18 protein-coding genes and 1 pseudogene are annotated in these 25,266 nt (G+C 64.9%); 6 read left to right on the forward strand and 13 right to left on the reverse strand.

The window, feature by feature from the left end; genetic code table 11:
• Positions 1–44: 44 nt before the first annotated feature.
• On the reverse strand, positions 45–746 hold the full coding sequence (locus tag QJT82_RS25780; protein WP_016843287.1) for a response regulator transcription factor: 702 nt from the start codon (positions 744–746) through the stop codon (positions 45–47).
• A 241-nt stretch (positions 747–987) separates the two neighbouring features.
• Here QJT82_RS25780 and QJT82_RS25785 point away from each other — a divergent pair, with 241 nt between their 5' ends.
• On the forward strand, positions 988–1,734 hold the full coding sequence (locus tag QJT82_RS25785) for a DUF2470 domain-containing protein (RefSeq protein ID WP_028340463.1): 747 nt from the start codon (positions 988–990) through the stop codon (positions 1,732–1,734).
• 940 nt (positions 1,735–2,674) lie between these two features.
• Entirely contained in the window at positions 2,675–4,291 is a 1,617-nt protein-coding gene (locus QJT82_RS25790; RefSeq protein ID WP_028340464.1) for a phosphoenolpyruvate carboxykinase, read from the forward strand.
• 227 nt (positions 4,292–4,518) lie between these two features.
• Here QJT82_RS25790 and rocF read toward each other — a convergent pair whose 3' ends face one another.
• From rocF to QJT82_RS25805, 3 genes and pseudogenes are all read right to left on the reverse strand, one after another.
• On the reverse strand, positions 4,519–5,496 hold the full coding sequence (rocF, locus tag QJT82_RS25795; RefSeq protein WP_028340465.1) for an arginase: 978 nt from the start codon (positions 5,494–5,496) through the stop codon (positions 4,519–4,521).
• 102 nt (positions 5,497–5,598) lie between these two features.
• A pseudogene (locus QJT82_RS25800) lies at positions 5,599–6,425 on the reverse strand (thioesterase family protein).
• A gap of 135 nt (positions 6,426–6,560) precedes the next feature.
• Positions 6,561–9,071: a glycogen/starch/alpha-glucan phosphorylase gene (locus tag QJT82_RS25805; RefSeq protein ID WP_028340467.1), complete on the reverse strand. Its 2,511-nt coding sequence runs from the start codon at positions 9,069–9,071 to the stop codon at positions 6,561–6,563.
• A gap of 303 nt (positions 9,072–9,374) precedes the next feature.
• On the opposite strand from QJT82_RS25805, the gene QJT82_RS25810 reads away from it, so the two are divergent.
• The gene (locus QJT82_RS25810; protein ID WP_028340468.1) at positions 9,375–9,608 is read left to right on the forward strand and encodes a hypothetical protein; all 234 of its coding nucleotides are present in this window, start codon (positions 9,375–9,377) and stop codon (positions 9,606–9,608) included.
• 276 nt (positions 9,609–9,884) lie between these two features.
• On the opposite strand, the gene QJT82_RS25815 is transcribed toward QJT82_RS25810, so the two are convergent.
• Positions 9,885–10,175 carry a GIY-YIG nuclease family protein gene (locus QJT82_RS25815; RefSeq protein ID WP_028340469.1) on the reverse strand — a complete coding sequence of 97 codons (291 nt, stop codon included), beginning with the start codon at positions 10,173–10,175 and terminating at the stop codon, positions 9,885–9,887.
• Positions 10,176–10,360: 185 nt separating this feature from the next.
• Here QJT82_RS25815 and QJT82_RS25820 point away from each other — a divergent pair, with 185 nt between their 5' ends.
• Entirely contained in the window at positions 10,361–10,792 is a 432-nt protein-coding gene (locus tag QJT82_RS25820; RefSeq protein WP_028340470.1) for a hypothetical protein, read from the forward strand.
• Positions 10,793–10,922: 130 nt separating this feature from the next.
• On the opposite strand, the gene QJT82_RS25825 is transcribed toward QJT82_RS25820, so the two are convergent.
• Positions 10,923–11,720, reverse strand: coding sequence for a DUF2865 domain-containing protein (locus tag QJT82_RS25825; RefSeq protein ID WP_028340471.1), 798 nt, complete (start codon positions 11,718–11,720; stop codon positions 10,923–10,925).
• 382 nt (positions 11,721–12,102) lie between these two features.
• Positions 12,103–12,666 (reverse strand): orotate phosphoribosyltransferase, encoded by a 564-nt coding sequence (pyrE, locus tag QJT82_RS25830; protein ID WP_028340472.1) that lies wholly within the window; start codon positions 12,664–12,666, stop codon positions 12,103–12,105.
• A 214-nt stretch (positions 12,667–12,880) separates the two neighbouring features.
• On the opposite strand from pyrE, the gene QJT82_RS25835 reads away from it, so the two are divergent.
• A complete protein-coding gene (locus QJT82_RS25835; protein ID WP_028340473.1) occupies positions 12,881–13,507 on the forward strand; it encodes a glutathione S-transferase N-terminal domain-containing protein in 627 nt (208 codons plus the stop codon).
• A gap of 250 nt (positions 13,508–13,757) precedes the next feature.
• Here QJT82_RS25835 and QJT82_RS25840 read toward each other — a convergent pair whose 3' ends face one another.
• The 6 genes from QJT82_RS25840 to QJT82_RS25865 form a co-directional block, all read right to left on the reverse strand.
• Positions 13,758–14,393: a LysE family translocator gene (locus QJT82_RS25840; RefSeq protein WP_028333807.1), complete on the reverse strand. Its 636-nt coding sequence runs from the start codon at positions 14,391–14,393 to the stop codon at positions 13,758–13,760.
• A gap of 411 nt (positions 14,394–14,804) precedes the next feature.
• Complete coding sequence (gene polA, locus QJT82_RS25845) at positions 14,805–17,840, reverse strand: DNA polymerase I (protein WP_028340474.1); 3,036 nt, start codon at positions 17,838–17,840, stop codon at positions 14,805–14,807.
• Positions 17,841–18,063: 223 nt separating this feature from the next.
• Positions 18,064–18,801: a response regulator gene (locus QJT82_RS25850; protein ID WP_028340475.1), complete on the reverse strand. Its 738-nt coding sequence runs from the start codon at positions 18,799–18,801 to the stop codon at positions 18,064–18,066.
• Positions 18,798–20,546: a DUF3369 domain-containing protein gene (locus QJT82_RS25855; RefSeq protein WP_028340476.1), complete on the reverse strand. Its 1,749-nt coding sequence runs from the start codon at positions 20,544–20,546 to the stop codon at positions 18,798–18,800. The genes QJT82_RS25850 and QJT82_RS25855 overlap by 4 nt, the downstream gene beginning before the upstream one ends.
• Positions 20,516–22,582, reverse strand: a complete 2,067-nt coding sequence (locus tag QJT82_RS25860; RefSeq protein ID WP_028340477.1) for a HAMP domain-containing sensor histidine kinase — start codon at positions 22,580–22,582, stop codon at positions 20,516–20,518. The genes QJT82_RS25855 and QJT82_RS25860 overlap by 31 nt, the downstream gene beginning before the upstream one ends.
• Positions 22,583–22,616: 34 nt before the next feature.
• Positions 22,617–23,573, reverse strand: coding sequence for a TRAP transporter substrate-binding protein (locus QJT82_RS25865; protein WP_051447848.1), 957 nt, complete (start codon positions 23,571–23,573; stop codon positions 22,617–22,619).
• Positions 23,574–23,789: 216 nt separating this feature from the next.
• Between QJT82_RS25865 and ugpB the strand changes: the two genes are divergently transcribed.
• A complete protein-coding gene (gene ugpB, locus QJT82_RS25870) occupies positions 23,790–25,121 on the forward strand; it encodes a sn-glycerol-3-phosphate ABC transporter substrate-binding protein UgpB (protein WP_080686731.1) in 1,332 nt (443 codons plus the stop codon).
• Positions 25,122–25,266: the final 145 nt, after the last annotated feature.

A 25,266-nucleotide genomic window follows, 5' to 3' on the forward strand; every position in this document is an offset into this window, starting at 1 on the left:
CCGTGCGGAGCCTGTCAGTTAACAAGCCGCCCGGGAAGCGCAGATCAGGCTTCCTTGAAGCGATAGCCGACGCCGTACAGCGTCTCGATCATCTCGAAGTCGTCGTCGACCACCTTGAACTTCTTGCGCAGCCGCTTGATGTGGCTGTCGATGGTGCGGTCGTCGACATAGACCTGGTCGTCATAGGCCGCGTCCATCAGCGCGTTGCGGCTCTTCACGACGCCGGGGCGGGTGGCGAGCGCCTGCAGGATCAGGAATTCGGTCACGGTGAGGGTCACCGGCTCGTTCTTCCAGGTGCAGGTGTGGCGCTCCGGATCCATCCGCAGCAGGCCGCGGTCGAGTGCGCGGGCGTCCGGCTCCTTCGGTGCGGCGGTCGGATCCTTCGGCTGGCCGCGGCGGAGCACGGCCTTGACCCGCTCGACCAACAGGCGCTGCGAGAACGGCTTGCGGATGAAATCGTCGGCGCCCATTTTCAGGCCGAACAATTCGTCGATCTCCTCATCCTTCGAGGTGAGGAAGATCACCGGCAGGTCGGACTTCTGGCGCAGCCGGCGCAGCGTTTCCATGCCGTCCATGCGCGGCATCTTGATATCGAGGATCGCAAGATCGGGCGGCGACGTGCGAAACCCATCCAGCGCCGACGCACCGTCCGTGTAGGTCATGATGCGATAGCCTTCGGCTTCGAGCGCGATCGAAACCGAAGTGAGAATGTTGCGGTCGTCGTCGACCAGGGCGATTGTGGGCATGTGCTGCTTTCACAATGAGAGTGGCTTAGACGGCGGGCACTCTGGCGACGCGCCGTAGAATTGGGCTTCGAACGCGGTCAACGAGCAATGCAAGCTGGGCTGAAGTGTGACCGAGTTCCGCAAAAATCCGCTTCTGCGACCCACGCGATGGGTCCCCATATAGCACCCTTGGACCATGAGAAAAGGCCCTTTTTTCATAGGGAACCCGCCCGATTCGCCCCCAAAATGACCCGATAGGCCCATGCAACCGACCGCCGACTTCGATCCTGCCCACCTTGCCCGCTCGCTGCTCCGCCGCAGCCGCCAGGGCGCCCTCGCCACGTTGATGGCCGGCACCGGCGATCCCTATTGCTCGCTGGTCAATCTGGCCAGCCATCCCGACGGCTCGCCGATCCTGCTGATTTCCCGCCTGGCGCTGCATACCAAGAACATCCTGGCCGATCCCAGGGTGTCGCTGATGCTGGACGAGCGCGCCGAGGGCGATCCGCTGGAGGGTGCCCGGATCATGCTGGCCGGTCAGGCGGAAGAGGTCGCGGAGGCCGCGCGGGAGCTCGTCCGCCGGCGCTATCTCGGTGCCCATCCGTCAGCGGAAGCCTTTGTGGAATTTAAGGATTTTTCGCTTTTCCGGATCAGGCCGAGCGGCGCCCATCTGGTCGCCGGGTTTGGCCGCATCGTGGACCTCAAACCCGCGCAATTCCTGACCGATCTCGGGGGCGCCGAGGAACTGCTCGAAGCCGAGCCCGGCGCGGTGGCGCATATGAACGAGGATCACCGCGAGGCCATGAACCTCTACGCCACGCGGCTGCTTGGCGCGGAAAGTGCCGACTGGCTCTGCACCGGCTGCGACCCCGACGGCATGGACATGCAGGCCGGCCGCGACACGCTGCGGCTGGATTTCCCCGAGCGCGTCACCACCGGCACCGGGCTGCGCAAGATGCTGGTGCGGCTCGCCGGCGAGGCGCGCGCCAAGGAACGCGCCAAGGAATAGGAAGCGATCAAAGAAAACCACCTGTCCGCACGGCGGCGCTGCGGCCGTGGCGAGGCATGGTGTCGCATGGGTGCGGCGGCGCGATTGCACGGTCGCCGAGGCGAGGTGTCCTCCAACCGCGCGTCGCTTCCAGTCTGCGCGGATTTGACAGCGCGATCATTTCGCACGGGCGTGTCATGTCATCGCCCGTCGGCTCGATGTGCATGCAAGAATGTCTGGCGCTGCTGCATCGGAAAATCAGCCGGATCGCGATGTCGACCGCGATGACGCGCGCGTGCGACCGCGCTGATTGCGTTATCATCGATCGCCGGGGTCAGCGATCGTCTCGCCGCCGAACGCCACGCGTTGCGGAACATTCATCGCAGTTGAGCATTGATACAATCGGGCTTCGACGAAGGCGTGTTGAGCGCAATCGAAACTGCTCGTCAGCAGCTCTGATCTGCAGCTCCGATCTGCAGCTCAATGCCGATCAGGTGGTGCCGCGTGCAACACGATGGTGGTCATGCTCGGCTCTGCAGCGCTGCGTCAATGCGCGGCGGCTCATCTCAACGATACATCCTCAGCGCGAAATGCATACCCGGCATTCTCCGCGCCGTTCGCCTCGATCCGCGAAGGCGCTGCCCGCAGGCTGGCACTTTTTGTGCATCGCAAAGCTCCGTGCGCGGCGGGAAGGGCGACGAAACGTCGCTCGACTGTCGGGAAAACAACGAGAAAACGAAAGCAAGACGAAAGGGTTTCGCGCTGCGGTATTTGCGCCAGATGATGGGCCTGCCTTGGAATCAGCCAAAAGCCGTTCGATTGGCTTGGCAAGCCCGGCGATCCCCACTATTAGGTCGCCGGACCGAAGCCGAGAGGCTATATTCTGATCACGGTCACCGCGGCGGGGCGCGACTAGCGACATTCGCGCGAACAAGGATACGCGGGTTCGAGGAGGTTCTTCGTGCAAGAGACGGGCGTGCATAACGGTGCCTTCGGCGCCGATAAATTCGGCTTAAAAAATCTCAAGGGCGTGCATTGGAATTATGGCGCGCCTCAGCTTTACGAGCATTCGCTGCGTAATGGCGAAGCGGTGCTGTCGGCCGATGGCGCGCTCTGCGCTGATACCGGTGAGTTCACCGGCCGCAGTCCGAAGGACAAGTTCACGGTCCGCGACGGCCTGACCGACAAGAGCATGTGGTGGGCCGGCAACCAGTCGATCACCTCGGAGCAGTTCGCTGCGCTCCATGCCGACTTCCTCAAGCATGCCGAAGGCATGACGCTGTTCGCGCAGGACCTTTACGGCGGCGCCGATCCGAAGCATCGCATCAAGACCCGCGTCTTCACCGAGCTGGCCTGGCACTCGCTGTTCATCCGCACGCTGCTGATCCGCCCCGAGGCGTCGGAGCTCGCGAGCTTCGTGCCCGAACTCACGATCATCGACCTGCCGAGCTTCCGTGCCGATCCGAAGCGCCACGGCTGCAAGTCGGAGAACGTCGTCGCGATCGATTTCGCCCGCAAGATCGTCCTGATCGGCGGCTCGCAATATGCAGGCGAGATGAAGAAGAGCGTGTTCACCACGCTGAACTTCTATCTGCCCGAGAAGGGCGTGATGCCGATGCACTGCTCGGCCAATGTCGGCTCCGACGGCGACACCGCGATCTTCTTCGGCCTGTCCGGCACCGGCAAGACCACGCTCTCGGCCGATCCCAAGCGCACGCTGATCGGCGATGACGAGCATGGCTGGAGCGAGGACGGCGTCTTCAATTTCGAAGGCGGCTGCTACGCCAAATGCATCAAGCTGTCCGGCGAAGCCGAGCCGGAAATCTACGCCGCCAGCAAGCGCTTCGGCGCGGTGCTGGAAAACGTCGTGCTCGGCGCCAATGATCGCGTGCCCGATTTCGACGACGGCTCGAAGACCGAGAACACCCGCTCGGCCTATCCGCTCGATTTCATCCCGAACGCCTCGCGCACCGGCTGCGCGCCGCATCCGAAGAACGTCGTGATGCTCGCCGCCGACGCCTTCGGCGTGATGCCGCCGATCGCCAAGCTGACGCCGGCGCAGGCGATGTATCACTTCCTGTCCGGCTACACCGCGAAGGTCGCCGGCACCGAGCGCGGCCTCGGCAACGAGCCACAGCCGGAATTCTCCACCTGCTTCGGTTCGCCGTTCTTGCCGCGCGATCCGTCGGTCTACGGCAACATGCTGCGCGAGCTGATCGCCAAGCACAATGTCGATTGCTGGCTGGTCAACACCGGCTGGACCGGCGGCAAGTACGGCACCGGCCGTCGCATGCCGATCAAGGTGACCCGCGCGCTGCTCACCGCGGCGCTGAACGGCTCGCTGCGCAACGCCGACTTCCGCACCGACAAGTATTTCGGCTTCGCGGTGCCGACCTCGCTGCCGGGCGTCGAGCCGCACATCCTCGATCCGATCAAGACCTGGGCCGACAAGGTCGAGTTCGACAAGACCGCGCGTGCGCTGGTCGGCATGTTCCAGAAGAACTTCGCCAAGTTCGAAGCGCAGGTCGACGCCGAAGTCCGCGCCGCCGCGCCGGAAGTGAAGCTGGCGGCGGAGTAAGCTGCGCAAGCAGTACGCGATTGGAAAAGGCGGCCCTCGTGGCCGCCTTTTTGTTTGTTGCCTTGTTATGCAGCGCGCAACGCTATCTCCCCCGTCATCCTGAGGTGCGAGCTCTTGCGAGCCTCGAAGGATGCACGGCCACAGTCGGGCCGTCGACCCTTCGAGACGCGCGTAAGTGCGCGCTCCTCAGGGTGACGGGCAGGAGCTGGAGTGCGTTTCGCTATGCCTTACTCCCCCATCTCCGGCAGCACCGCGTTGCTCGGGGTCTGGCGGTCGGTGATCTGCAGGCCGAACAGGCTGCCGATCAATTCGACCGCGACGCGCGCGGTGCGGCCGCGCTCGTCGAGGAAGGGATTGAGCTCGACGATGTCGAGCGAGCGCACCAGCCCGGAATCGTGCAGCAGCTCCATGATGAGATGGGCTTCCCGATAGGTCGCGCCGCCCGGCACCGTGGTGCCGACGCCGGGCGCCACCGCCGGATCGAGGAAGTCGACATCGAACGAGACGTGCAGCACGCCGTTCTTCGCCCTGACGCGTTCGATGACGCGGCGCGTGAGCACGGCGACGCCGAACTCGTCGATCTGGCGCATGTCCGCGATCGACACGTTGCGCTGCCGCAGCAGCTTGCGCTCCAGCGGATCGACCGAACGCGTGCCGATCAGGTCGAGCTGATCGGGCGGGATCGAGGCGCGCGGCAGCCCGCCGAGCAAATCGTCGAGACCGGGCTCGCCGCACAGGAACGCGGCCGACATGCCGTGCATGTTGCCGGTGATGGTGGTGGCCGGCGTGTTGTAGTCGGCATGCGCGTCGACCCACAGCGCAAACAGCGGCCGGCCCTTTTCCTGCCAGTAGCGCGCGACGCCGTTGATCGACCCCATCGACAGTGAGTGATCGCCGCCCATGAAGATCGGGATCGCGCCGGAATGCGCCAGCCAATAGGCGCGCTCGGAGAGCGCACGGGTCCAGGTCTTCACTTCATCGTAGAACCTGGTGTTGGCCGGCACCGGGCCGTCGGCGACGACCTGGGGGATCGCAAGGTTGCCGTGGTCGTCGACCTGGAAGTCGAGCTGCTCGAGCAGGCGCGCGATGCCCGCGGTGCGTAGCGCGTCCGGTCCCATCAGCGGGCCGGCCTGCGACGCGCCGATCTCGATGGGAACGCCAAGCAGGGCGATGCGCGAGGGTCTTGAAGTGTCGGCTTCGGACATGCAGCAGTGCTCCCAAAGGTGTGGAACAGAAGCGACGTGCCAATGTTCCCTCAACCCTTGAAATAGGCAATGCGGTCCTGACAGACCAATGTGGATATTTGGCTACGCCTTGAAGTACGCGATCTGCGTCGTGGTCGCGAGCAGCCGGCCGGCAGGCGACCACAATTCGCCGTGCTGGTCGCCGTAGCTCTTGTGGAAGGTCTTGGCGTCGGCTGTGGCGAGCACGCGGGTGGTATCCTCCGCATCCAGGTCGGCCGCGTCGGCGTGGAAATAGGTCGTCAGCGATACGGTGCCGAACGGCACCAGCTCGTGCCTTGCGTGGAAGACGCGGCCGAAGAACGCGTCCGACATCGACATCAGCGACAGCGCATCGAGCTTGCGCGGCACACGGTCGGCGATCCAGAGCTTTGAGTAAGGGCTCGACGGCTGCTTCGCGCCGCCGCCGGCGAACTTCGGCTCGCCCTCGGCGAAGCGGAAATCGTACTGGTTGGCCCAGGTCATCTTGAGCTTCGGAAAGGAGCGCAGCTCGTCGAACGGCACCGAAGTCGGATCGTAGCCATGTCGTTCTGTGAGCCAAGGAGTTGCCAGACATATTTGTCTTCCTAAGACCGCTTGGCCTCCGACTTCTCGCCGCCGCCCTGCGTCATCTCGACCGACCAGTGCTGGCTCGAGCGGTTGGCCTTGACCAGGCGGACATCGAGATCGAACGCGCCCTCGGCGACCGGCGCGCAGTAGTTGACCGTCAGCGCCAGCGGATCGCCCGCGCGCTGCGGATGCTGCATCAGCGCGCGCAGGATGGTCGCGGCCGTGCAGCCGCCGAACGGGCCGACGAACGCCCAGTAATCGGGACTGGTCCGTCCCTGCCAGCGGCTGTCGCCGGCGGTCACGGCAGTGGCTTCATCGAAAAGGTGCGGGGTCTTGGTGAGCATGCAGATCTTTCAATATCGACAGGCGCTTCCGTATCGCCATACGCAATGACGAGCAATGACGTTCGTCATGCAATATCGCGAGCAATTGCGCTGATTTCAATGACGTCGGGCGTAATCGATTTCCGCGTCCCGGGATTATCCCTTCGCCTCGCGCTGGGCGCCGAGCTGCGGCGAGGCGCCCGGATGCACCGGCACGTGCCAGATGTCCTCGGCATATTCGCGGATGGTGCGGTCGGAGGAGAACCAGGCCATGCGCGCGACGTTGAGGATCGAGGCGCGGGTCCAGGCGGAAGGCACGCGCCAGCGCGCGTCGATGCCGCGCTGCGCGTCGTAGTAGGAATCGAAATCGGCGGAGACCATGTAGTGGTCGAGGTAGCGCAGCGCGTGCCCGATCGAGGCGAAGCGTGCGGGATCGCCGGGCGAGAACTCGCCGCTCTCGATGGCGCGGATCGCGCGCTCGAGCCGCGGCGATTTGCGGATCGCGTCGCTGGCGTCCAATCCCTGCTTGCGGCGGACCATGACGTCGCCGGCCTCGAGGCCGAAGATCGCGATGTTCTCCTCGCCGACATTGTCGCGGATCTCGATATTGGCGCCGTCGAGCGTGCCGATCGTCAGTGCGCCGTTCAGCGCGAGCTTCATGTTGCCGGTGCCGGACGCCTCCATGCCGGCGGTCGAGATCTGCTCGGAGAGATCGGCGGCCGGAATGATCACCTCGGCGAGGCTGACATTGTAGTCGGCGAGAAAGGCGACCTTCAGCCTGCCGCCGAGCGAAGCGTCGTTGTTGACGACCTCGGCGACGTCGTTGATCAGCTTGATGATCAGCTTGGCGTAGCGGTAGCTCGCCGCCGCCTTGCCGGCGAAGATTTTCACGCGCGGCACCCAGTCGCGCCGCGGATCGTCCTTCATCGCGTGATACAGCGCGATCGTCTCCAGGATGTTGAGCAGCTGCCGCTTGTATTCGTGGATGCGCTTGATCTGCACGTCGAACAGCGCCGAGGGATCGACCTGGATGCCGTTGCGCTCGCGGATCAGCCGCGCCAGCGCCAGCTTGTTGTGATGCTTGACGTCGCGGAAGCGCTTCTGGAATTCCAGGTCGCTCGAATGGGTCTCGAGCCGCTCGAGCAGCGAGAAGTCGTCGAGCACGGCCTCGCCGCAGGTTTCGCGCAGCAGCGCGGTCAGCCGCGGGTTGGCCAGCATCAGCCAGCGGCGGAAGGTGATGCCGTTGGTCTTGTTGGTGATGCGCGACGGATAGAGATGGTGGAGGTCGTGGAACACGGTCTCCTTCATCAGGTCGGAATGCATCGCGGAGACGCCGTTGATGCGGTGCGAGCCGACGAAGGCGAGCTGGCCCATCCGCACGCGGCGGCCGCTGCGCTCGTCGATCAGCGAGACCGAGGCGCGATATTCGATGTCGCCGGGGAAGCGTTCCTCGGCGAGCGCGAGATGGGCCACATTGATGCGGTAGATGATCTCGAGATGCCGCGGCAGCAGCCGCTCGAACAATTCGACCGGCCAGGTCTCGAGCGCCTCCGGCAGCAGCGTGTGGTTGGTGTAGGACAGCGTCGCGACCGTGATCTTCCAGGCCTCGTCCCAGCGGAAATTGTGCAGGTCGACCAGGATGCGCATCAGCTCGGTGACCGCAAGGCTCGGATGGGTGTCGTTGAGCTGCACCGCCGCCTTCTGCGCGAGGTTGCGCAGGCCGCCGTCGGAGGCGAGATGCCGCTTCACGAGATCCTGCAACGAGGCCGAGACGAAGAAATATTCCTGGCGCAGCCGGAGCTCGCGGCCCGCCGCGCTCTCGTCGTTCGGATACAGGAATTTGCAGATCGCTTCCGCGCGGGCCTGCTCGGCGCTGGCCGAGACGTAGTCGCCGGTGTTGAAGACGTCGAGCTCGAGCGGGTCGGGCGCATGCGCCGACCACAGGCGGAGCGCGTTGACGTGCTGGCCGCGCCAGCCGACGATCGGCGTGTCGTAGGCCATGGCCTCGACGGTTTCCGCCGGGTGCCAGGTGGCGCGGTCGCGGCCGCGATCGTCGACATGCTCGACATGGCCGCCGAAGTGAACGTTGTACACCACCTCCGGCCGCTGGAATTCCCAAGGATTGCCGAAGGCGAGCCACTCGTCGGGATATTCCTGCTGCCAGCCATGGTTCATGATCTGGCGGAACAGCCCGAAATCGTAGCGGATGCCGTAGCCGGTCGCGGGGATCGCCAGCGTCGCCATGCTCTCCATGAAGCAGGCCGCAAGCCGGCCGAGGCCGCCATTGCCGAGCGCCGCATCCGGCTCGCATTTGCGCAGGTCCGAGAGATCGACGCCGAGGTCGCCGAGCGCCGCCTCGAACAGCGGCAGTAGTCCCATATTGTTGAGTGCGTCGGTGAACAGGCGCCCGATCAGGAACTCGAGCGAGAGATAATAGACGCGCTTGGCGCCGGCGTCGTAGCTCTGCTTCTCGGCCGTCAGCCAGTGGTGCACGATGCGGTCGCGCAACGTCAGCGCCGCGGCCTTGTACCAGTCGCGTCTGGTCGCAACGGTGGCGTCCTTGCCGATCGCAAGCCGGAGCTTGGCCAGGATCGCGCTCTTGATCTCGGTCAGCGCCAGCTCGTCGATCGGCTGGTTCAATGCCGGGTAGTTTGTCTGTTCCTGCAACGCGCCCAATCCCTGCCGTTCAAACCGGAACATGATGCGATGATGCGCATCATGTCCTCATCTCATTGGTGGAGCATGGTTCCCCCGGAAATCCCGGTTCCGCGGCCTTCCGATCACGCTCCGGCGCAATGATACCCGCGTTGCTTGGCAATCGAAACCGTCAGGGACGATGCCATACACAGCGCTGCCGTGATTTTATGCAAGGACCGGGCCGCTTCGGGAACCTTCCGGAGCAGCCGTCATGGGTGCTACGATGGCGTTGCAGAAGCCGGCATTTCGCGACAATTGACCGGAGGATGCGTGATGAGACTCTTGATCGAGATCGCGGCCGCGGCGTTGCTCGTGGTGTGCATCACGGCGACCAGCGCAGCCGATGCAGCGGGCAGACCGGGCCGCAGAGCCGACGGCCTAAGTTGCGGCTTCAGCGTGGCGCAGAACGCATCGCCCGCCGCGCGCTGCGCCGCCATCAAGCGGCAATGCGGCGGCAAGTTCTACGCAAACGCCTGCGGCGACAAGCTGCTTTCGGCGGCGAACTAAGCGGCCGCGCAACGCGCTTTCACGCGCAATCCGAAACACCGTGGTGATACGGATTTTCAAGGCTTAACGGAGCCTTTACAAACACAGCTGTCGCTCGTGGGGCGGGCACATTTTTCAGCTCCGACGCATTTCATTCCGAAGCCATTTTCAACGGGCCGCTGACCTGGTCAGCGGCCCGAATTGCTTTTGGGGGCGCTGTGTCAGCTTTTTCATGAGGCGAGGGCAGTCACCGCAATTCGTCGCCCCGGCGAAGGCCGGGGCCCATAACCACAGCCGTCAGAGAAGATGGGACAGGTCGCCCCACTCCGGATTGTCTTTCTCGATCAGGCGAATCTTCCAGTCGCGGCGCCATTCCTTCAGCGCTTTTTCCCGTGCGATCGCTTCCTGCGGTGTGGCGTAGACCTCCACGTAAACCAGTCGCGTGACGCCGTATTTCTTGACGAACTGTGAGCCGTGTCCAGAGCGGTGAAGCGTAAGCCGATTGCAAAGATCGTTGCTGACGCCGACGTAGAGTGTCCCATGGCGGCGGCTCGCGAGAATGTAGACGTAATAGACTGCGGCATTCATTTCGGGGCACCGATCACGTGAGATGTCCGATAGCGGTGGTATGGGCCCCGGCCTTCGCCGGGGCGACGTCTACTGATAGCATCAGAACGAATTAAGAACACTTTAGCAAGTCTTTGATATATCATTGTGATTCGGCACCTGTGCCGACACAATATCTATGGTCTTTCAGTCTCTGCGAGGACTACATGTCCACCATCGCCTTCGATCAATTCGCTCTGACCCGGATTGCCGATTTCGCGCGGTCGCTATCGCGGCTGCACCAGGCCTCGCGGCGCCAGCCGATCGATGACGACCAGCTCGATCGCGAGTTCAACGCGGTCTGCATGTCGATCTGGGGCTACACCACGGATGATTTCAGCGACGGGCTGTTCTCGGACGAGGACCACGCCTGGCTCGATTCGCTCGATGAAGCGCATGCGCGGATTTTCGCCGGCGAGCAGGGTTACGATCTCGTCGACGATCACGGCATGCTGACGGACTGGTGGGGCTATTGCTGGATGATCCTCGCCGAGAAGCGCGGCATCCTCAATCCGGAGAACCGCGCGGCCGCGCGGGCCGCGATCGAGGAGAAATACATGGCCGCGCCGAACGTGATCGGCGTGATCGTGGCGCGGTAGCAATTTGTAACAGCGTCATTCCGGGGCGCCTCGAAGAGGCGAACCCGGAATCTCGAGATTCCCCGATGCGCAATTGCGCATCTGAGGTCTGGTGCTTACGCACCATCCCGGAATGACGGCCTTACGCCCGTCAGTTCGCTTCGGCCCGCTTGGCGGGCTTTGCGGCGTTGCCCTTCGGCGCACCAGACGACGGCGCAGGTGGCGCGACATCGCGGCCGGTTTCAGGCAGCGGCGCGTCGCCCGCGATCTCGGCGCTGACGGGGGCAACCTTCATTTCGCCGAGCCGCGCGCGGACCGCCGTGGTCAATCCGGGATAGGAGGCGACCGGCGTGAAGTCGAAGGACTGCTCGTTGCCGACGCGGATGCCGGTGTAGGCGACGAGGCCGTCGGTGGTCGCGATCACGTCGCCGGCACGCAGCGAGGCATCGAGCGCGAGGTCGACCGGCGCAAGCCCCGCCGGGTCACGGCCGTTGCAGGTGCAGTCGGCGCGCAGCGCCTTGCGATAGGCGAAGGCGTTCTCGCTGTCGGCGTAGCGTTCGCCGGCGGTCGATGCGGCGCTGTCGATATGGCTGCCGTAATAGACCTTGGTCGCGCTCGCCGGACAGAACGCCTGGCAAAGCTGCGCCGGCGTGGCGTTGCCGCGCATCGTCAGCGGAAAATATTTGCCGTCGCAGCTGCGCACGCAATATGCCGGTCCGGAACCGGCCACGCGCGGCGCCGAGATGGGGGCGGACGGTTGCCGCTCAGCCTGCTGGTTGAGGCCGAACGGGTCGGCGAAGAAACTGGCTTGCGGCGGTGCCTGCCGGCTCTGCTGCTTCTGGGAACCGCCGAAGAAGAAGTCGAGCAGCCCTTCGGCTGACACAGGCGCGGGCACCACCAGGATGGAACCCGCAACGGCTGCGGCGGCAAGCATCACGCGGCGCCGCATGCGCCGATCACTCAACTCTGTACGCAACGCCAACTCCACCCGACGCGCCACGCCGCGGCGACAAGCTGCCCCGGCGGAATCACCTTAAGGCGGGATGGTAAACGAGCGATTGATTGAGGGTGACGGCGTCACATGAAACGCGCACCGCGCGGACTGCCTTTCACCTCGCCCCGCTTGCGGCGGGCTATCGCATATGGGGTTTGAGGTGCAACGGCATCGGTACTGCGCTCCCTCCCCCGCAAGCGAGAGGCGAAGCGAGCTCGCGGATCGATCCAGTACAGGTCTCTCAACAGATGTAAGCGGGGAGAGAGCCCCAACCCTCTAAGAGCGAGCTTCGCTCGTCTCGCCCCCGCAAGAGCGAGGCGAGGGAGAAGAGAGACCGTCAGTCCTTCAGGAACTCGCCCGCCTTGTACAGCGCGCGGAACGCCAAGCCGGCTTCGGCAAACGTCTCGGTCGCGCCTTCCTCGCGATCGACCATGGTGAAGACAAGCGCGATCTCACCGCCGGCCTCGCGCACGGCTTCCACCGCCTTCAGCGCCGAGCCGCCTGTCGTGGTGACGTCCTCGACGATGACGATGCGCTTGCCCGCAAGGCTCTCGCCCTTCGCAAGCCCTTCGACGGAAAGCTTCGCGCCATGCTCCTTCGGCTTCTTGCGCACGAAGAACGCCGCGATCGGGTGTCCCTTCAGCCAGGACAGCTGCGCGATCGCACCGGCGAGCGGCACCGCGCCCATCTCGAGCCCGCCGACGAAGTCGAGCTTGTCGTCCTTCAGCGCTTCGTAGGTGAGCTCGGCGAGCAGCGCCGCGCCCTCGGGATCGAGCATCGTCGGCTTCAGGTTGAAATAGAAGTCGCTCTTGCGGCCCGACGCCAGCGTGATCTCGCCGCGGCCGAACGAACGCTTGCGGATGATCTCGGCGAGGCGGGCGCGGGAGGCTGATTTGGACAAAGACTTTTTCCCTTGAGGGTTTGAGGCGGGCGGCAATCTATCCACGCTTACCGGCACATTCCAGCGTGGAAATTCCGCCGTCAACAGTGCCCAAGCCGCGATTTCCGCGGGCGTGCTTTCCGGAAAGCGCGGTTGTGCGGCCGTTCCGTTCCCCGTAAGCAGGCGCCAAACACTCGGCCAAACACTTGCCCAAACACTTGCACGGGAAGCGGAAATGACCATCGAGCTGCACACCTGGAACACCCCCAACGGCCGCAAGATCTCGGTCGCGCTGGAGGAAATGGGCCTGCCCTACAAGGTGATCCCGGTGAACATCGGCAAGGGCGAGCAGATGGCGCCCGCCTTCCTTGCGATCAGCCCGAACAACAAGATCCCGGCGATCGTCGATCCGGATGGGCCCGGCGGCAAGCCGGTCAGCATTTTCGAGTCCGGCGCGATCCTGCTCTATCTCGGCGAGAAGACCGGCAAGTTCCTGCCGAAGCCGCTGGCGGAACGGATTCCGGTCTATGAGTGGCTGATGTGGCAGATGGGCGGCTTCGGCCCGATGCCGGGCCAGGTGCACCATTTCATCGCGCTGGAGAACGAGCAGGACCGCGCCTACGGCCTGGAGCGCTACATGGCCGAGACGCGGCGACTCTACGGTGTGCTGGATCGCCGGCTTGATGGGCGCGAATTCGTCGCCGGCGATCTCTCGGTCGCCGATTTCGCCATCCTCGGCTGGGCCTGGCGCCATCCGCGCCACAAGGTCGACCTGGCCGACTTCCCCAACGTCAAGCGCTGGTACGAGACGCTGATGGCCCGCCCGGCGACGAAGCGGGGGATGGAGGCGAAGCTGGATTGAGGGTTGCTGAACCGTAGGATGGGTAGAGCGCAGCGAAACCCATCACTTCGAATCCGCGGTGGTCAGGATGGGTTTCGCTGCGCTCTACCCATCCTACGCGCTTACTTCCCTTCTCCCCTTGTGGGAGAAGGTGGCGCGAAGCGCCGGATGAGGGGTTGTCCCCGCAGACGAACTCGTGGAAACAACCCCTCACCCGGCTTCGATGCGAAGCATCGAAGCCACCCTCTCCCACAAGGGGAGAGGGTACTCGCTAGGCCCGCCGCGCCTCGAGCGCCATCTTCATCGCCAGCCCTGCGAGCACGGTGCCCATCAGCCAGCGCTGCACCAAAAGCCAGGTCGGGCGGGTGCCGAGGAACACCGCGATCGAACCGGCGGCGAGGGCGATCATCGCGTTGACGCTGACGCTGATCACGATCTGGATCGAGCCGAGCGCGAGCGACTGCGTCAGCACGCTGCCGCCGGCGGGGTCGATGAACTGCGGCAGCAGCGCCAGATAAAGCATCGCGATCTTCGGGTTCAGCAGATTGGTGACGAAGCCCATCGCGAACAATTTGCGCGGGCCGTCGACCTTCAGCGCCTTGACCTGGAACGGCGAGCGGCCGCCGGGCCTCACGGCCTGCCATGCCAGCCAGAGCAGATAGCCCGCGCCGGCAAAGCGCAGCGCGTCATAGGCGTAGGGAATCGCAAACAGCAATGCGGTGATGCCGAACGCCGCGCACAGCATGTAGAACACGAAGCCGAGCGCCACGCCGCCGAGCGAGACGATGCCGGCCGCCGGCCCTTGCGTGATCGAGCGCGAGATCAGATAGATCATGTTCGGCCCCGGCGTCAGCACCATGCCGAGGCAGATGAGCGCAAAGCCGAGCAAAGCGGATGTGTGGGGCATGACGGGTCTCGCGAGGGATGCGCACACTTCTAGCGTGTCGTCCGCGGCGCGGCCATGCTGGAATTGCTCTCGGAGCAATGTGGCGGCGAAGGCGGTGCGAGAGTTTGGGCCGGAACGGTTGATCGCACATGGCGAGTAAGGTGAGCACATCGGTCAGGCTCCCTCTCCCCTTGCGGGAGAGGGTGGGGAGAGGGGTAGTCCCGGGCGAGATGATCAATGGACGCGCGGCTCGTGCAATATCGAACCGCGCGTCATCGACGGTCCCGTTGAGAGCACGTCGTGTGATACCCCTCTCCCCACCCTCCCCCGCAAGGGGGGAGGGAGCCCGACTGCCGGTGCTCACCTTACTTGGAGCGGAGCCGCGCACGCGGCGATAGCGTTGCGTCACCCATGAGCCTCGCTTTTGAGACTCTAATGCGCCTCGTCCCAATTGTTCGCGGCGCGGGCATCGACCTGCAGCGGCAGCGACAGGAGCACCGCCGGGAACGGCGCATCCTGCATCACCTTCTGCACCACCGGCAGCGTCGCCGCGACCTCATCGTCCGGCACCTCGAAGATCAGTTCGTCATGCACCTGCAAAAGCATCTGCGCCGAGAGCTTCTTCTCGGTGAGCGCGTCCTCGACGCGGATCATGGCGCGGCGGATGATGTCGGCCGCGGTGCCCTGCAGGCGCGCATTGATCGCGGCGCGTTCGTTGAAGGCGCGCACCGAGGCGTTGGAGGCCTTGATGTCGGGGTAGTAGCACTTGCGCCCGAACAGCGTCGTCACATAGCCGTTGCGGCGGCAGAAATCCTTGGTCTCGTCCATATAGGCGCGGATGCCCGGGAAGCGCTCGAAGTATTTCTTGATGTAGGCCGAGGCCTCCTCGCGGGCGATGCCGAGTTGGTTGGCGAGGCCGAATGCCGAGATGCCGTAGATGATGCCGAAGTTGATCGCCTTGGCGCGGCGGCGCACCTCGCTCGGCATGTCCTTGATCGGCACGCCGAACATTTCGGATGCGGTCATGGCGTGAATGTCGAGCCCGTCGCGGAATGCCTGGCGCAGCACCGGCACGTCGGCGATCTCGGCGAGCAGCCGCAACTCGATCTGTGAGTAGTCGGCCGACACCAGCTTGTGGCCGGGCGTTGCGATGAAGGCGCGGCGGATCTTGCGGCCGTCCTCGGTACGAACCGGGATGTTCTGCAGGTTCGGCTCGTTCGACGACAGCCGGCCCGTGGTGGTCGCGGCCAGCGCGTAGGTGGTGTGGACGCGGTGGGTCTGCGGATTGACGTAGGTCGGCAGCGCGTCGGTGTAGGTCGATTTCAGCTTCGAGACCTGGCGCCACTCCAGGATCTTCTTCGGGAATTCGTGGCCTTGCTCGGCGAGCTCGTCGAGCACCTGCGCGGTGGTCGACCACGCGCCGGTCTTGGTCTTGCTGCCGCCGGGCAATCCCATCTTGCCGAAGATGATGTCGCCGATCTGCTTCGGGCTGCCGACATTGACCGGCTCGCCGGCGATCTCCTGGATCTCGGCCTCGACGCGCGCCGCGGTCTGGGCGAAATCGCCCGACAGCCGCGACAGCACCTGGCGGTCGATCGAGATGCCGCGCCGCTCCATCCGCGCCAGCACCGAGACCAGCGGCCGTTCCAGCGTCTCGTACACCGTCGCCATCCGCTCGGCGACGAGACGCGGCTTCAGCACGCGCCACAGCCGCAGGATCACGTCGGCGCTTTCGGCCGCATATTCGCTGGCCTTGTCGATCGTGACCTGATCGAAGGTCAGCTTGCCCTTGCCGCTGCCGACGAGGCCGCCGTAATTGACGACGGCGTGGCCGAACCAGCGCTCGGCGAGCGCCTCCAGCGCATGCGAGCCGCGGCCCGCATCGAGCGCGTAGCTCATCAGCTGCGCATCGTCGATGTTGCGCAGCGTGATTCCGTGCTGCGCCAGCATCACCGAGGTGAACTTGACGTCGAAGCCGACCTTCTGGATGCCGACGGACTCCAGCAGCGGCCTGAGCGCTTCCAGCGCCTCGGCCGTCTTGATCTGGCCGGGTGCGAGTCCGGCGTCGAACAGGCCCGCGCCACCGCCGGCCTGCCTGTGGCTGAGCGGGACGTAACACGCATCGTTTGGCGCCAGCGCCAGTGCAAGGCCCGAGAGCTCGCCCTGCATCGGGTCGATCGATTCCGACATCGCCTCGATCGCGACATAGCCGGTGTCGGGCACGCGGGCGATGAAGGCGCTGAGCTGATCGAGACTGCCGATCGCCTGATACGCCTTGCGGTCGAAGCCAATTTTCCGGATCGCCTCGCCACGGGCCTCGGCCAGCGTCGCCGGCGTGCCCTTGCGGCTCGAATTCTTGTCGTCACGCGCGCCGGTCGGCTTGGCTTTCGGAAGCGGTGCCGCAGATGTCGGGGCGTCTCCTGGCGCCGGCGTCACATCCGACGGCGGCAATGGCGAGAACACGCTCGCGCCGCTCTTGTTGCCGGGATCGGCGTCGACATTGGCCGGGTCGATCTGCGCGTAGTCGGCGACGCGGCGGGTGAGGGTGGTGAACTCCATCGCCTTGAGGAAGGCGATCAGCCGGCGCGAGTCGGGGTCGTTCACGGCGAGGTCGTCGAGCGGCACTTCGAGCTCGACCTTGTCGTCGAGCAGCACGAGCTGGCGCGAGATGCGCGCCTTCTCGGCGTTCTCCAGCAGCGCCTCGCGCCGCTTCGGCTGCTTGATCTCGCCGGCGCGGAACAGCAGCTGATCGAGATCGCCATATTCGATGATCAGCTGCGCGGCGGTCTTGATGCCGATGCCTGGCACGCCGGGCACGTTGTCGGTGGAGTCGCCGGCCAGCGCCTGCACCTCGACCACCTTCTCCGGCGGCACGCCGAACTTCTCGATCACCTCGTCGCGGCCGATGCGGCGATCCTTCATCGTGTCGTACATCACGACCTTGTCGTTGACGAGTTGCATCAGATCCTTGTCCGATGACACGATCGTCGTGGTCGCGCCGCGCTCGCTGGCGAGCCGCGCATAGGTCGCGATCAGATCGTCGGCCTCGAAGCCGACCTGCTCGAGGCAGGGCAGTTCGAAGGCGCGCACCGCCTCGCGGATCAGCGCGAATTGCGGGATCAAATCGTCGGGCGCCGGCGGCCGGTGCGCCTTGTAGTCGGGGTAGAGCTTGTTGCGGAACGTGATCTCCGACTTGTCGAACACGATCGCCAGATGCGTCGGCCGGTTGTCCTCGGGCATGTCGCGGAGCAGCTTCCACAGCATGTTGCAGAAGCCGAGCACGGCGTTGACCTGCAGCCCGTCGGATTTGCGGTTCAGCGGCGGCAGCGCGTGGTAGGCGCGGAAGATGTAGGACGAGCCGTCGACCAGGAAGACATGGTCGCCCTTCGCCGTGGCCTTGGCGGCGACGGGCTTGGGGTCGGTCTTCGATGCGGGCTTGGCGGGGGCTTTGGAGGCTGTTTTCGGCATGGCCGAAACTTAGGGATTTTTGCGCGGATTGACAGCCTTTGTGTCGCTGAATCCGCCGGTGCCACACAACGATTTGTCGTCCTGGCGAAAGCCAGGACCCATTACCCCAAATGATCGTTGTTTGAGCCCGCTGTGGGTCCAGCCTACCCAACCCTGGCAGTCGTGGTTATGGGTCCTGGCTTTCGCCAGGACGACATTGAGAGGCGGGACAGCTTTCGCAGCGCTACGCCTTGTCCCCGGTCGGCGAGAACAGGTAGCCGCCGCCGCGGATGGTGCGGATCACCGACGGCTTGGTCGGGTCGAATTCGATCTTGCGGCGGATGCGCATGATGCGGAGGTCGACGGCGCGGTCGAAGGCTTCCGCGTCGCGCGCATTGGCAAGTTCCAGGAGCCGCTCGCGCGACAAGACCCGCTTCGGGTTGGCCGCGAACACCTTCAGGAGGCCGAATTCGGAGGCCGTCAGCGGATGCTCATTGCCCTCGTCGTCGCGCAGGGCCTGGGCCTCGAGATCGAGCCATTTGGTGCCGAACCGCACCAGTTGCTCTTTTTCGGCCTTCGCGCTTGCCGGTTCCGGCGCCGGCGCTTTCGCCGGCCCGCTCCGCCGCAGCACCGAGCGGATGCGCGCCATCAGCTCGCGCAATTCGCAGGGCTTTGCCACGTAGTCGTCGGCGCCGAGCTCCAGCCCGACCACCCGGTCGATCGGGCTGGCAGTAGCTGTCAGCATGATGACGGGGACGTTGATCTTGCTCTTGAGGTCGCGAATGATCGACAGCCCGTCTTCCTCGGGCATGTTGAGGTCGAGCACCACGAGATCGGGCGTGCAGCCCTCGATCTCCTTGCGCAGGCTCTTGCCGCCGTCGCACAGCGTCACGCCGAAGCCGTGCATCTTGAGGTAATCGCCGACCATTTCGCGGGCCGGTGCCTCATCGTCCACGATGAAGATATGCGGGTTCTGGCTCATGATGTCTCTGTCGCCGGCAGTGTAACCGTAAAGGTCGACCCCTGTCCGGGGCCCGGGCTCTGCGCGGTCACATGGCCGCCATGCATGTCGATGATGCGCTTGACGATGGAAAGGCCGAGGCCGGTCGAGCTTTCGCCCGCGGTCGGCTTGGCCGACAGCCGCTGGAACCGGCCGAACAGCCGGCCGAGATCCTCCGGGCTGAGGCCGGGACCCTGGTCGACGATGCGGATCACGGTGTCGTCGCCCTCATGGCTGACCGTGACCGTGATCTTGCCGCCGATCGGCGAGTACTTGATGGCGTTGCTGACGAGGTTGTCGATCGCCTCGCGGATCCGGTCGGCGTCGCACATCGTGACGAATTGCTGCGGCCCCGAGACCGAGATGCTCTGCTGCTTGTTGACGGCCGAGGGCAAATTGGCCTCGGTGACCTCGTTGACCAGGGCCGCGACGTCGACCGGTTCGCGGCGGATGGTGATGTCGAACGCATCGGCCATCGCATCCGAGATCAGATGGTCGACCATCGAGGTCAGCCGCTTGGTGGCGTCCCGGATGTGCTCGACCTGCGACGTGACGTTTTCCTTCGGCGAGCCGGCGCCGATCAGTTCGGTCAGCATCTCGGTGCGGCCGAGGATCACGCCGAGCGGGTTCTTCAGATCGTGGGCGACGGTGCCGAGGATCTCGTTCTTGAAGCCGTTGGCGCGCTGCAGCCGCAGCCATTGCGCCGAGAGCCGCCGGTTGGCCTGCATCAACGCGCGGGTGCGCTGCGCGACGCGGTCCTCGAGCTGGGTGTTGGCCTCGTGCAGCTGCTGGTAGAGGATCACATTGTCGAACGCGATCGACAGCCGGCTCGAGAAGATCTCGACCAGCGCACGGTCGGTGTCGGAGAGCTGGCGCTCGGCTTGCAGCAGCACCACGACCTCGCGGCCGCTGCCGGTGCGCGAATAGAGCACGCTGCGGTGGTCGGCGAACTCGTTCTTGCGGCGCTGGAATGCTTCCTCCACCATGTGCCGCAGGTCCGGATCGAGCGCCTTCGACGAGGTGGTGCCGATGAAGCGGCTGTAGCAGCCGGAGCAGGCCAGCACCGAGAAATCGGCCGCCGCCGAATTGCCGTCGTCGCGCAGCACCAGAATGCCGGCGCAGTCGACGTTGAGCAGCGAGGCGAGCTGGGTCAGCACGCCCTCGGCCAGCCGCTGCATCGACTTGAAGTCGTACAGCGTCGAGGCCGCGTCGATGATGATCTCGAGCCCGCGCCGTGTCTGCACCATGCGCTCGAGCTGCTGGTAGCTGCGCAGCGCGGCCGTCAGCGACGTGAACAGCTTGTCGGCGGTGAGCTCGGTCTTCGCCTTGTAGTCGTTGATGTCGTATTGCACGATGACGCGCCGTTCCGGCGCCTGGCCGGGCTGGCCGGTGCGCAGGATGATGCGCACGGTCTCGTTCTTGATCTCGTTGCGGATGAACTCGACGAGCTCGAGGCCGGCGACGTCGGTCTCCATGATGACGTCGAGCAGCACGGCTGCGATGTCGGGGTTGTCCCGCATCAGCGTGCGGCCTTCGGCCGCAGAGTAGGCGGAGAGGATCTCCAGCGTCGAACCGTTCAGGTTGTAATCGCTCAGCGCGAAGCGGGTGCCTTCATGGACGGCGTGATCGTCATCGATGACGGCGATCTTCCATTTGCGGGCCGACGAGTCCTCCGGGGGGCTCTCGGTATCGTCGATCAGTTGGAGGACATCGTCCTGTTCGGCCATTGACTGGTTCCGTCGGCTGCTGCGTCAGTGATCGTGGGCTCGCCCTTGGCAGCCCCCTTGGCGATCCTGGGCATGATAATGCGAAAAGTGGTGCCTTGTCCTACCCTTGACTCCAGCATCATGCGTCCACCGAGCTGCTGGGTGACGAGGTTATAGACGATGTGGAGGCCGAGGCCCGTACCACCTTCGTTGCGGCGCGTCGTAAAGAACGGGTCGAACGCCTGCCGCTGCACGTCCGGCGTCATGCCCGCCCCGTCGTCCGCGAAGATGATCTCGACATCGTCGGCGCCGCGCCCGCGCGCCGAGATGGTGATGGTGCCGGAGCGGCCATCGGCAAAGGCATGATTGACGGCGTTGAGGAAAAGATTGGTTAAGATCTGCCCATAGGCGCCGGGATAACCGTCGATCAAGAGCCCCTCGGGCACATCGACCGACAGCGCGATCGCGGCCTTCTTCAGCACCGGCCGCAGGCTCGCCACGATCTGGTCGGTGGATTCGCTCAAGGCAAACTGGCGGCGCTCGGCATGCGAGCGATCGACGGCGACCTGCTTGAACGACTGGATCAGCTCGCCGGCGCGCGTCAGGTTCGCGACCAGTTGCTGCGATGCGTCACGCGAGGCGCGCACGAACTCGTCGAGCTTGGAGCGGCGCAGCGGCTCGGTCTTCAGGTCGTTCTCGAACATCTCGCTGCGGCGGGCGAAGCTCGAGGCCACCGTCAGGCTGATGCCGATCGGATTGTTGACCTCGTGGGCGACGCCGGCAACGAGGCCGCCGAGCGCGGCGAGGCGTTCGGCATCGATCAGGTTCTGCTGCGCGGTATTGAGCTCGAGCAGCGCGCTTTCGGCCTCCTCCTTGGCGGTGCGCAGCTCGTCCTCGGTCTTGCGCTTGGCGATCGCGTTCTCGCGGAACACTTCGACCGCACGCGCCATGGCGCCGACTTCGTCCTTGGCCGAGGTGCCCTGCACCGGCCGGTCGAGGTCTCCCGAGGTTATGGTGCGCATCGCGGCCATGATCTGCGCCAGCGGCAGCCGGATCGATAGCGCGATCATGACGCCGGCCGACATGATGACGCCGAGGAAGATCACGGCAATCGACAGCACCCGGCGCGAGATCGAGGTCAGCGTCTTGTCGAACGTCTCCTGCGCCTTCTGCTCGCGCTGGCGCATCTTCACCGAGAGATCGTCGATCGCGCCGATCGCATCCGCCTGGCTGGCGTCGATCGAATTGCGCAGCAAATCGGTGCGGTTGCTGAGCTGCTCGCTGAGCTTGCCGAGCCCGTCGCGCAGCTCGGCGGTCTTGACCTTGAGCCGCGCCAGCGCCATCCGCTGCAGATCGTTTTCGGCCAGATCGGTCATGACGGGAATCGTCCGCTCGATCGTATCGATGTTGCGGCGGGCTTCCTCGGCCGACGAGGAGGCAAGCGAGAGGTAGTAGGCGTTGGCGGCGACCAGCAGTGAGGTGAAGGCTTCGCGCGACTTGCCGAGCGCGGGCCAGATCAGTGCATCGCGATGGCCGGTCGCGCCCTCGATGATCGAATAGAGCCCGGCCATGTCCTTGGTCGGCGACAGCACCTGCTCATCATAGGTCTTGGCGATCCTGGTCTGCACGGTGCGCAGTTCGCCGAAGCCGTCGAGGAAGCGGCTGGTGACGCGCTCCAGCTGCTCGACCGAGCCTGACAGCATCGGGTCGGTCGAGGCCCGGTTGGTCAGCGTGCCGAGCACGGCCTCGCGGAGCAGCAGGATTTCGGCGAACAGGTCCGGGCTCGGCTGGTTGATGTAGCGATGGATCAGGTTCTGCAGGCGGCTGGTCTCGCTTTCGAGCTTGGCCAGGATCTTGTCGGATTCCCGCACCTGGCGGACGTCCTCCCAGGCCGAGCCGAGCACCTTCGCGCCGTTCCAGATCAGCACCGCCAGCACGATCACCACCGCGGAGTTGAGCAGGGCGATCGAAAGGATGCGCCAGCGGATCGGCACCGCGCGCAGCAGCTGGACGATGCGGAAACGGCCCTGCGGCCCGAAGGCCGCCCGCCGTCGCATCGTCCCGTCCTGCTTTGATGCGTCCAAGATCCGGTTACTCCATGTTGCGGATGCGTTCGATCAGCGCCGATATCGCGGGATCGCGCTCGGCTCTGGCGTAGATGCCGGCCATTGCAGCTTCGAACGGCTTGCGGTCGATATCGGCCACGATCTCGACGCCCGCCAGCTCCGCTTGCTTGCGCGAGCGCTCCTCGAGCTCCCGCCACCTCTCGCGCATGTAGACGCTGGAGCGCTGCGCAGCCTCGCGGAAGATCGCCTGCTCGTCCGGCGAGAGGCTGGCCCATGCCTTTTGCGACATCAGCAGCACGTCCGGACTGAAGGTGTGTTGGGTCAACGTGTAGTAGCGGGCATGTTTGTAGTGACCGGTGGTGACGAAGGACGCCCAGTTGTTCTCGGCGCCGTCGATCAGCCCGGTGGCGAATCCGGTCAATACCTGGCCGTAGGGCATCTGGACCGGCTGGGCGCCGAGCGCGCGCATCACGTCCGACATCCGTTCGGATTGCTGCACGCGCAACCGCAGTCCCTTGACGTCGTCGAGCGAATGGACCGGGTGGACGCTGTTATAGATCGAGCGGGCGCCGGAATCGTAGAAGGCCAGTCCGACGAAGCCGTGAGCCCCGAGACTGTTCAGGATCTCGCTGCCGATCGGTCCATCCAGCACGTTCTGCAGGTGTTCGGGCGATCGAAACAGGAACGGCATTGCCAGCACGTTGACCGACGGCACCATTGTCCCGATCAGCGCGACATTGGTCCGGTTCATGTCGATGGCGCCGGCCCGGGTCTGCTCCAGCGTCTCCTTTTCCTCACCGAGCTGGCGGGAATGGAAGACCACGATGCGGTGCCGGCCGGCGGTGCGTTCAGCGATCAGGCGGTCCATGTAATTCAGCGCCTGGACGGTCGGATAGTCCTCATTCTGGGTATCGGCGGTACGGAATTCGCGCGCAAAAGCGCTCGCCGGGACCGCTGCCCATGACAGCGCGACGGCAAGCATCGTTATCCGCGAAAGGCCGGCGCGGCGGTACACAGGCTACAATTCCCCTTGTGATTTGTGTCCAGGGCGGGAAGAAAAGGTTCAACGCATTTTTAGCAGAATGGCGCCGGTTCGCCATCGGCCAAACGTTAAATCCGCGGTGCAACCTGTGGTGTCGGTTGAATCTGTGGTTGTAGCGCCTTATGAGGGCGTGTTGGCATCCGGGAACGGCTCGTCGTGAAGTTCGCTTTGAAGCTCGCCTTGAAGCTTTTGCACCTCGTCGTCGCGGCTCTTCTGCTTGTGTCGCCGGCGCGAGCGGCCACCGAGATCATGTGGTGGCACGCGATGTCGGGCGAGCTCGGCAAGCAGCTCGAGAAGCTTGCCGCCGATTTCAACGCCTCGCAATCCGACTACCGGATCGTGCCCGCCTACAAGGGCAACTATACCGAGACCGTCACCGCGGCGATCTTCGCCTTCCGCTCGCGCAGCCAGCCGGCGATCGTTCAGGTCAACGAGATCGCGACCGCAACCATGATGGCGGCCCGCGGCGCGATCTATCCGGTGTTCGAGCTGATGCGCGATCAATCCGAGGCATTCGCGCCGTCGGCCTATCTGCCCGCGGTGGCCGGCTACTATGCCGATGTCGACGGCAACATGTTGTCGTTCCCCTTCAATGCCTCGACGCCGATCCTCTACTACAACAAGGATATGTTCCGCTCCGCCGGGCTCGATCCGAGTGTGCCGCCGAGGACCTGGCCGGAGCTCGGCGTCGTGGCCAAGCGGCTGCGCGCGGCGGGCGCGATGTGCGGCGTGACCACGTCGTGGCCCTCCTGGATCAATGTCGAGAACTTCTCGGCCTTCCACAATCTGCCGATCGCAACCAAGGCCAACGGGTTTTCCGGGCTCGACGCCCAGCTGATCTTTAACAATCCGCTGGTGGTGCGCCACATCGCGCAGCTCGCGCAATGGCAGGCCGACAAGACCTTCGACTATAGCGGCCGCGGGCAGGCGGCCGAGCCGCGCTTCCAGAAAGGCGAGTGCGGCATCTTCATCGGCTCGTCGGGTACGCGCGCCGACATCAGGGCCAATTCCAAATTCGAGGTCGGCTACGGCATGATGCCGTACGAACCCGACGTGCAGGGCGCGCCGCAAAACTCGATCATCGGCGGCGCGACGCTGTGGGTGTTGCGCGACCGGCCGCGCGCCGAGTATGCCGGCGTGGCGAAGTTCTTCGCCTATCTGTCGCGGCCGGAGGTGCAGGCCGCCTGGCACCAGAACACGGGCTACCTGCCGATCACCCGCGCCGCATTCGATCTGACCCGTGCGCAGGGTTTCTACGATCGCAATCCCGGCGCCTCGATCTCGATCGAGGAGGTGACGCTGAAGCCGCCGACCGACAATTCGAAGGGCATCCGCCTCGGCTCGTTCGTCCTGATCCGCGACGTGATCGAGGAGGAGCTCGAGCAGGTGTTCGCCGGCAAGCGTTCGGCGCAGGCCGCGATGGACAACGCCGTCGAACGCGGCAACCGCCTGCTGCGCCAGTTCGAGCGCGCCAATCCGGATAGGTGAGGGGCATCCAGGCTGCTCAACTGTTTCTCCGTCATCCTGAGAGGATGTGAATGTATCGCTCGCAAGCGGCGCCACACACTCAGGGTCGTCCTGGCGAAAGCCAGGGACCCATTACCCCGGCTGCTCATCGTTGCGCGAGGCTAGG

Source organism: Bradyrhizobium sp. Mp19, assembly GCF_029952935.1.
Lineage (GTDB): Bacteria > Pseudomonadota > Alphaproteobacteria > Rhizobiales > Xanthobacteraceae > Bradyrhizobium > Bradyrhizobium elkanii.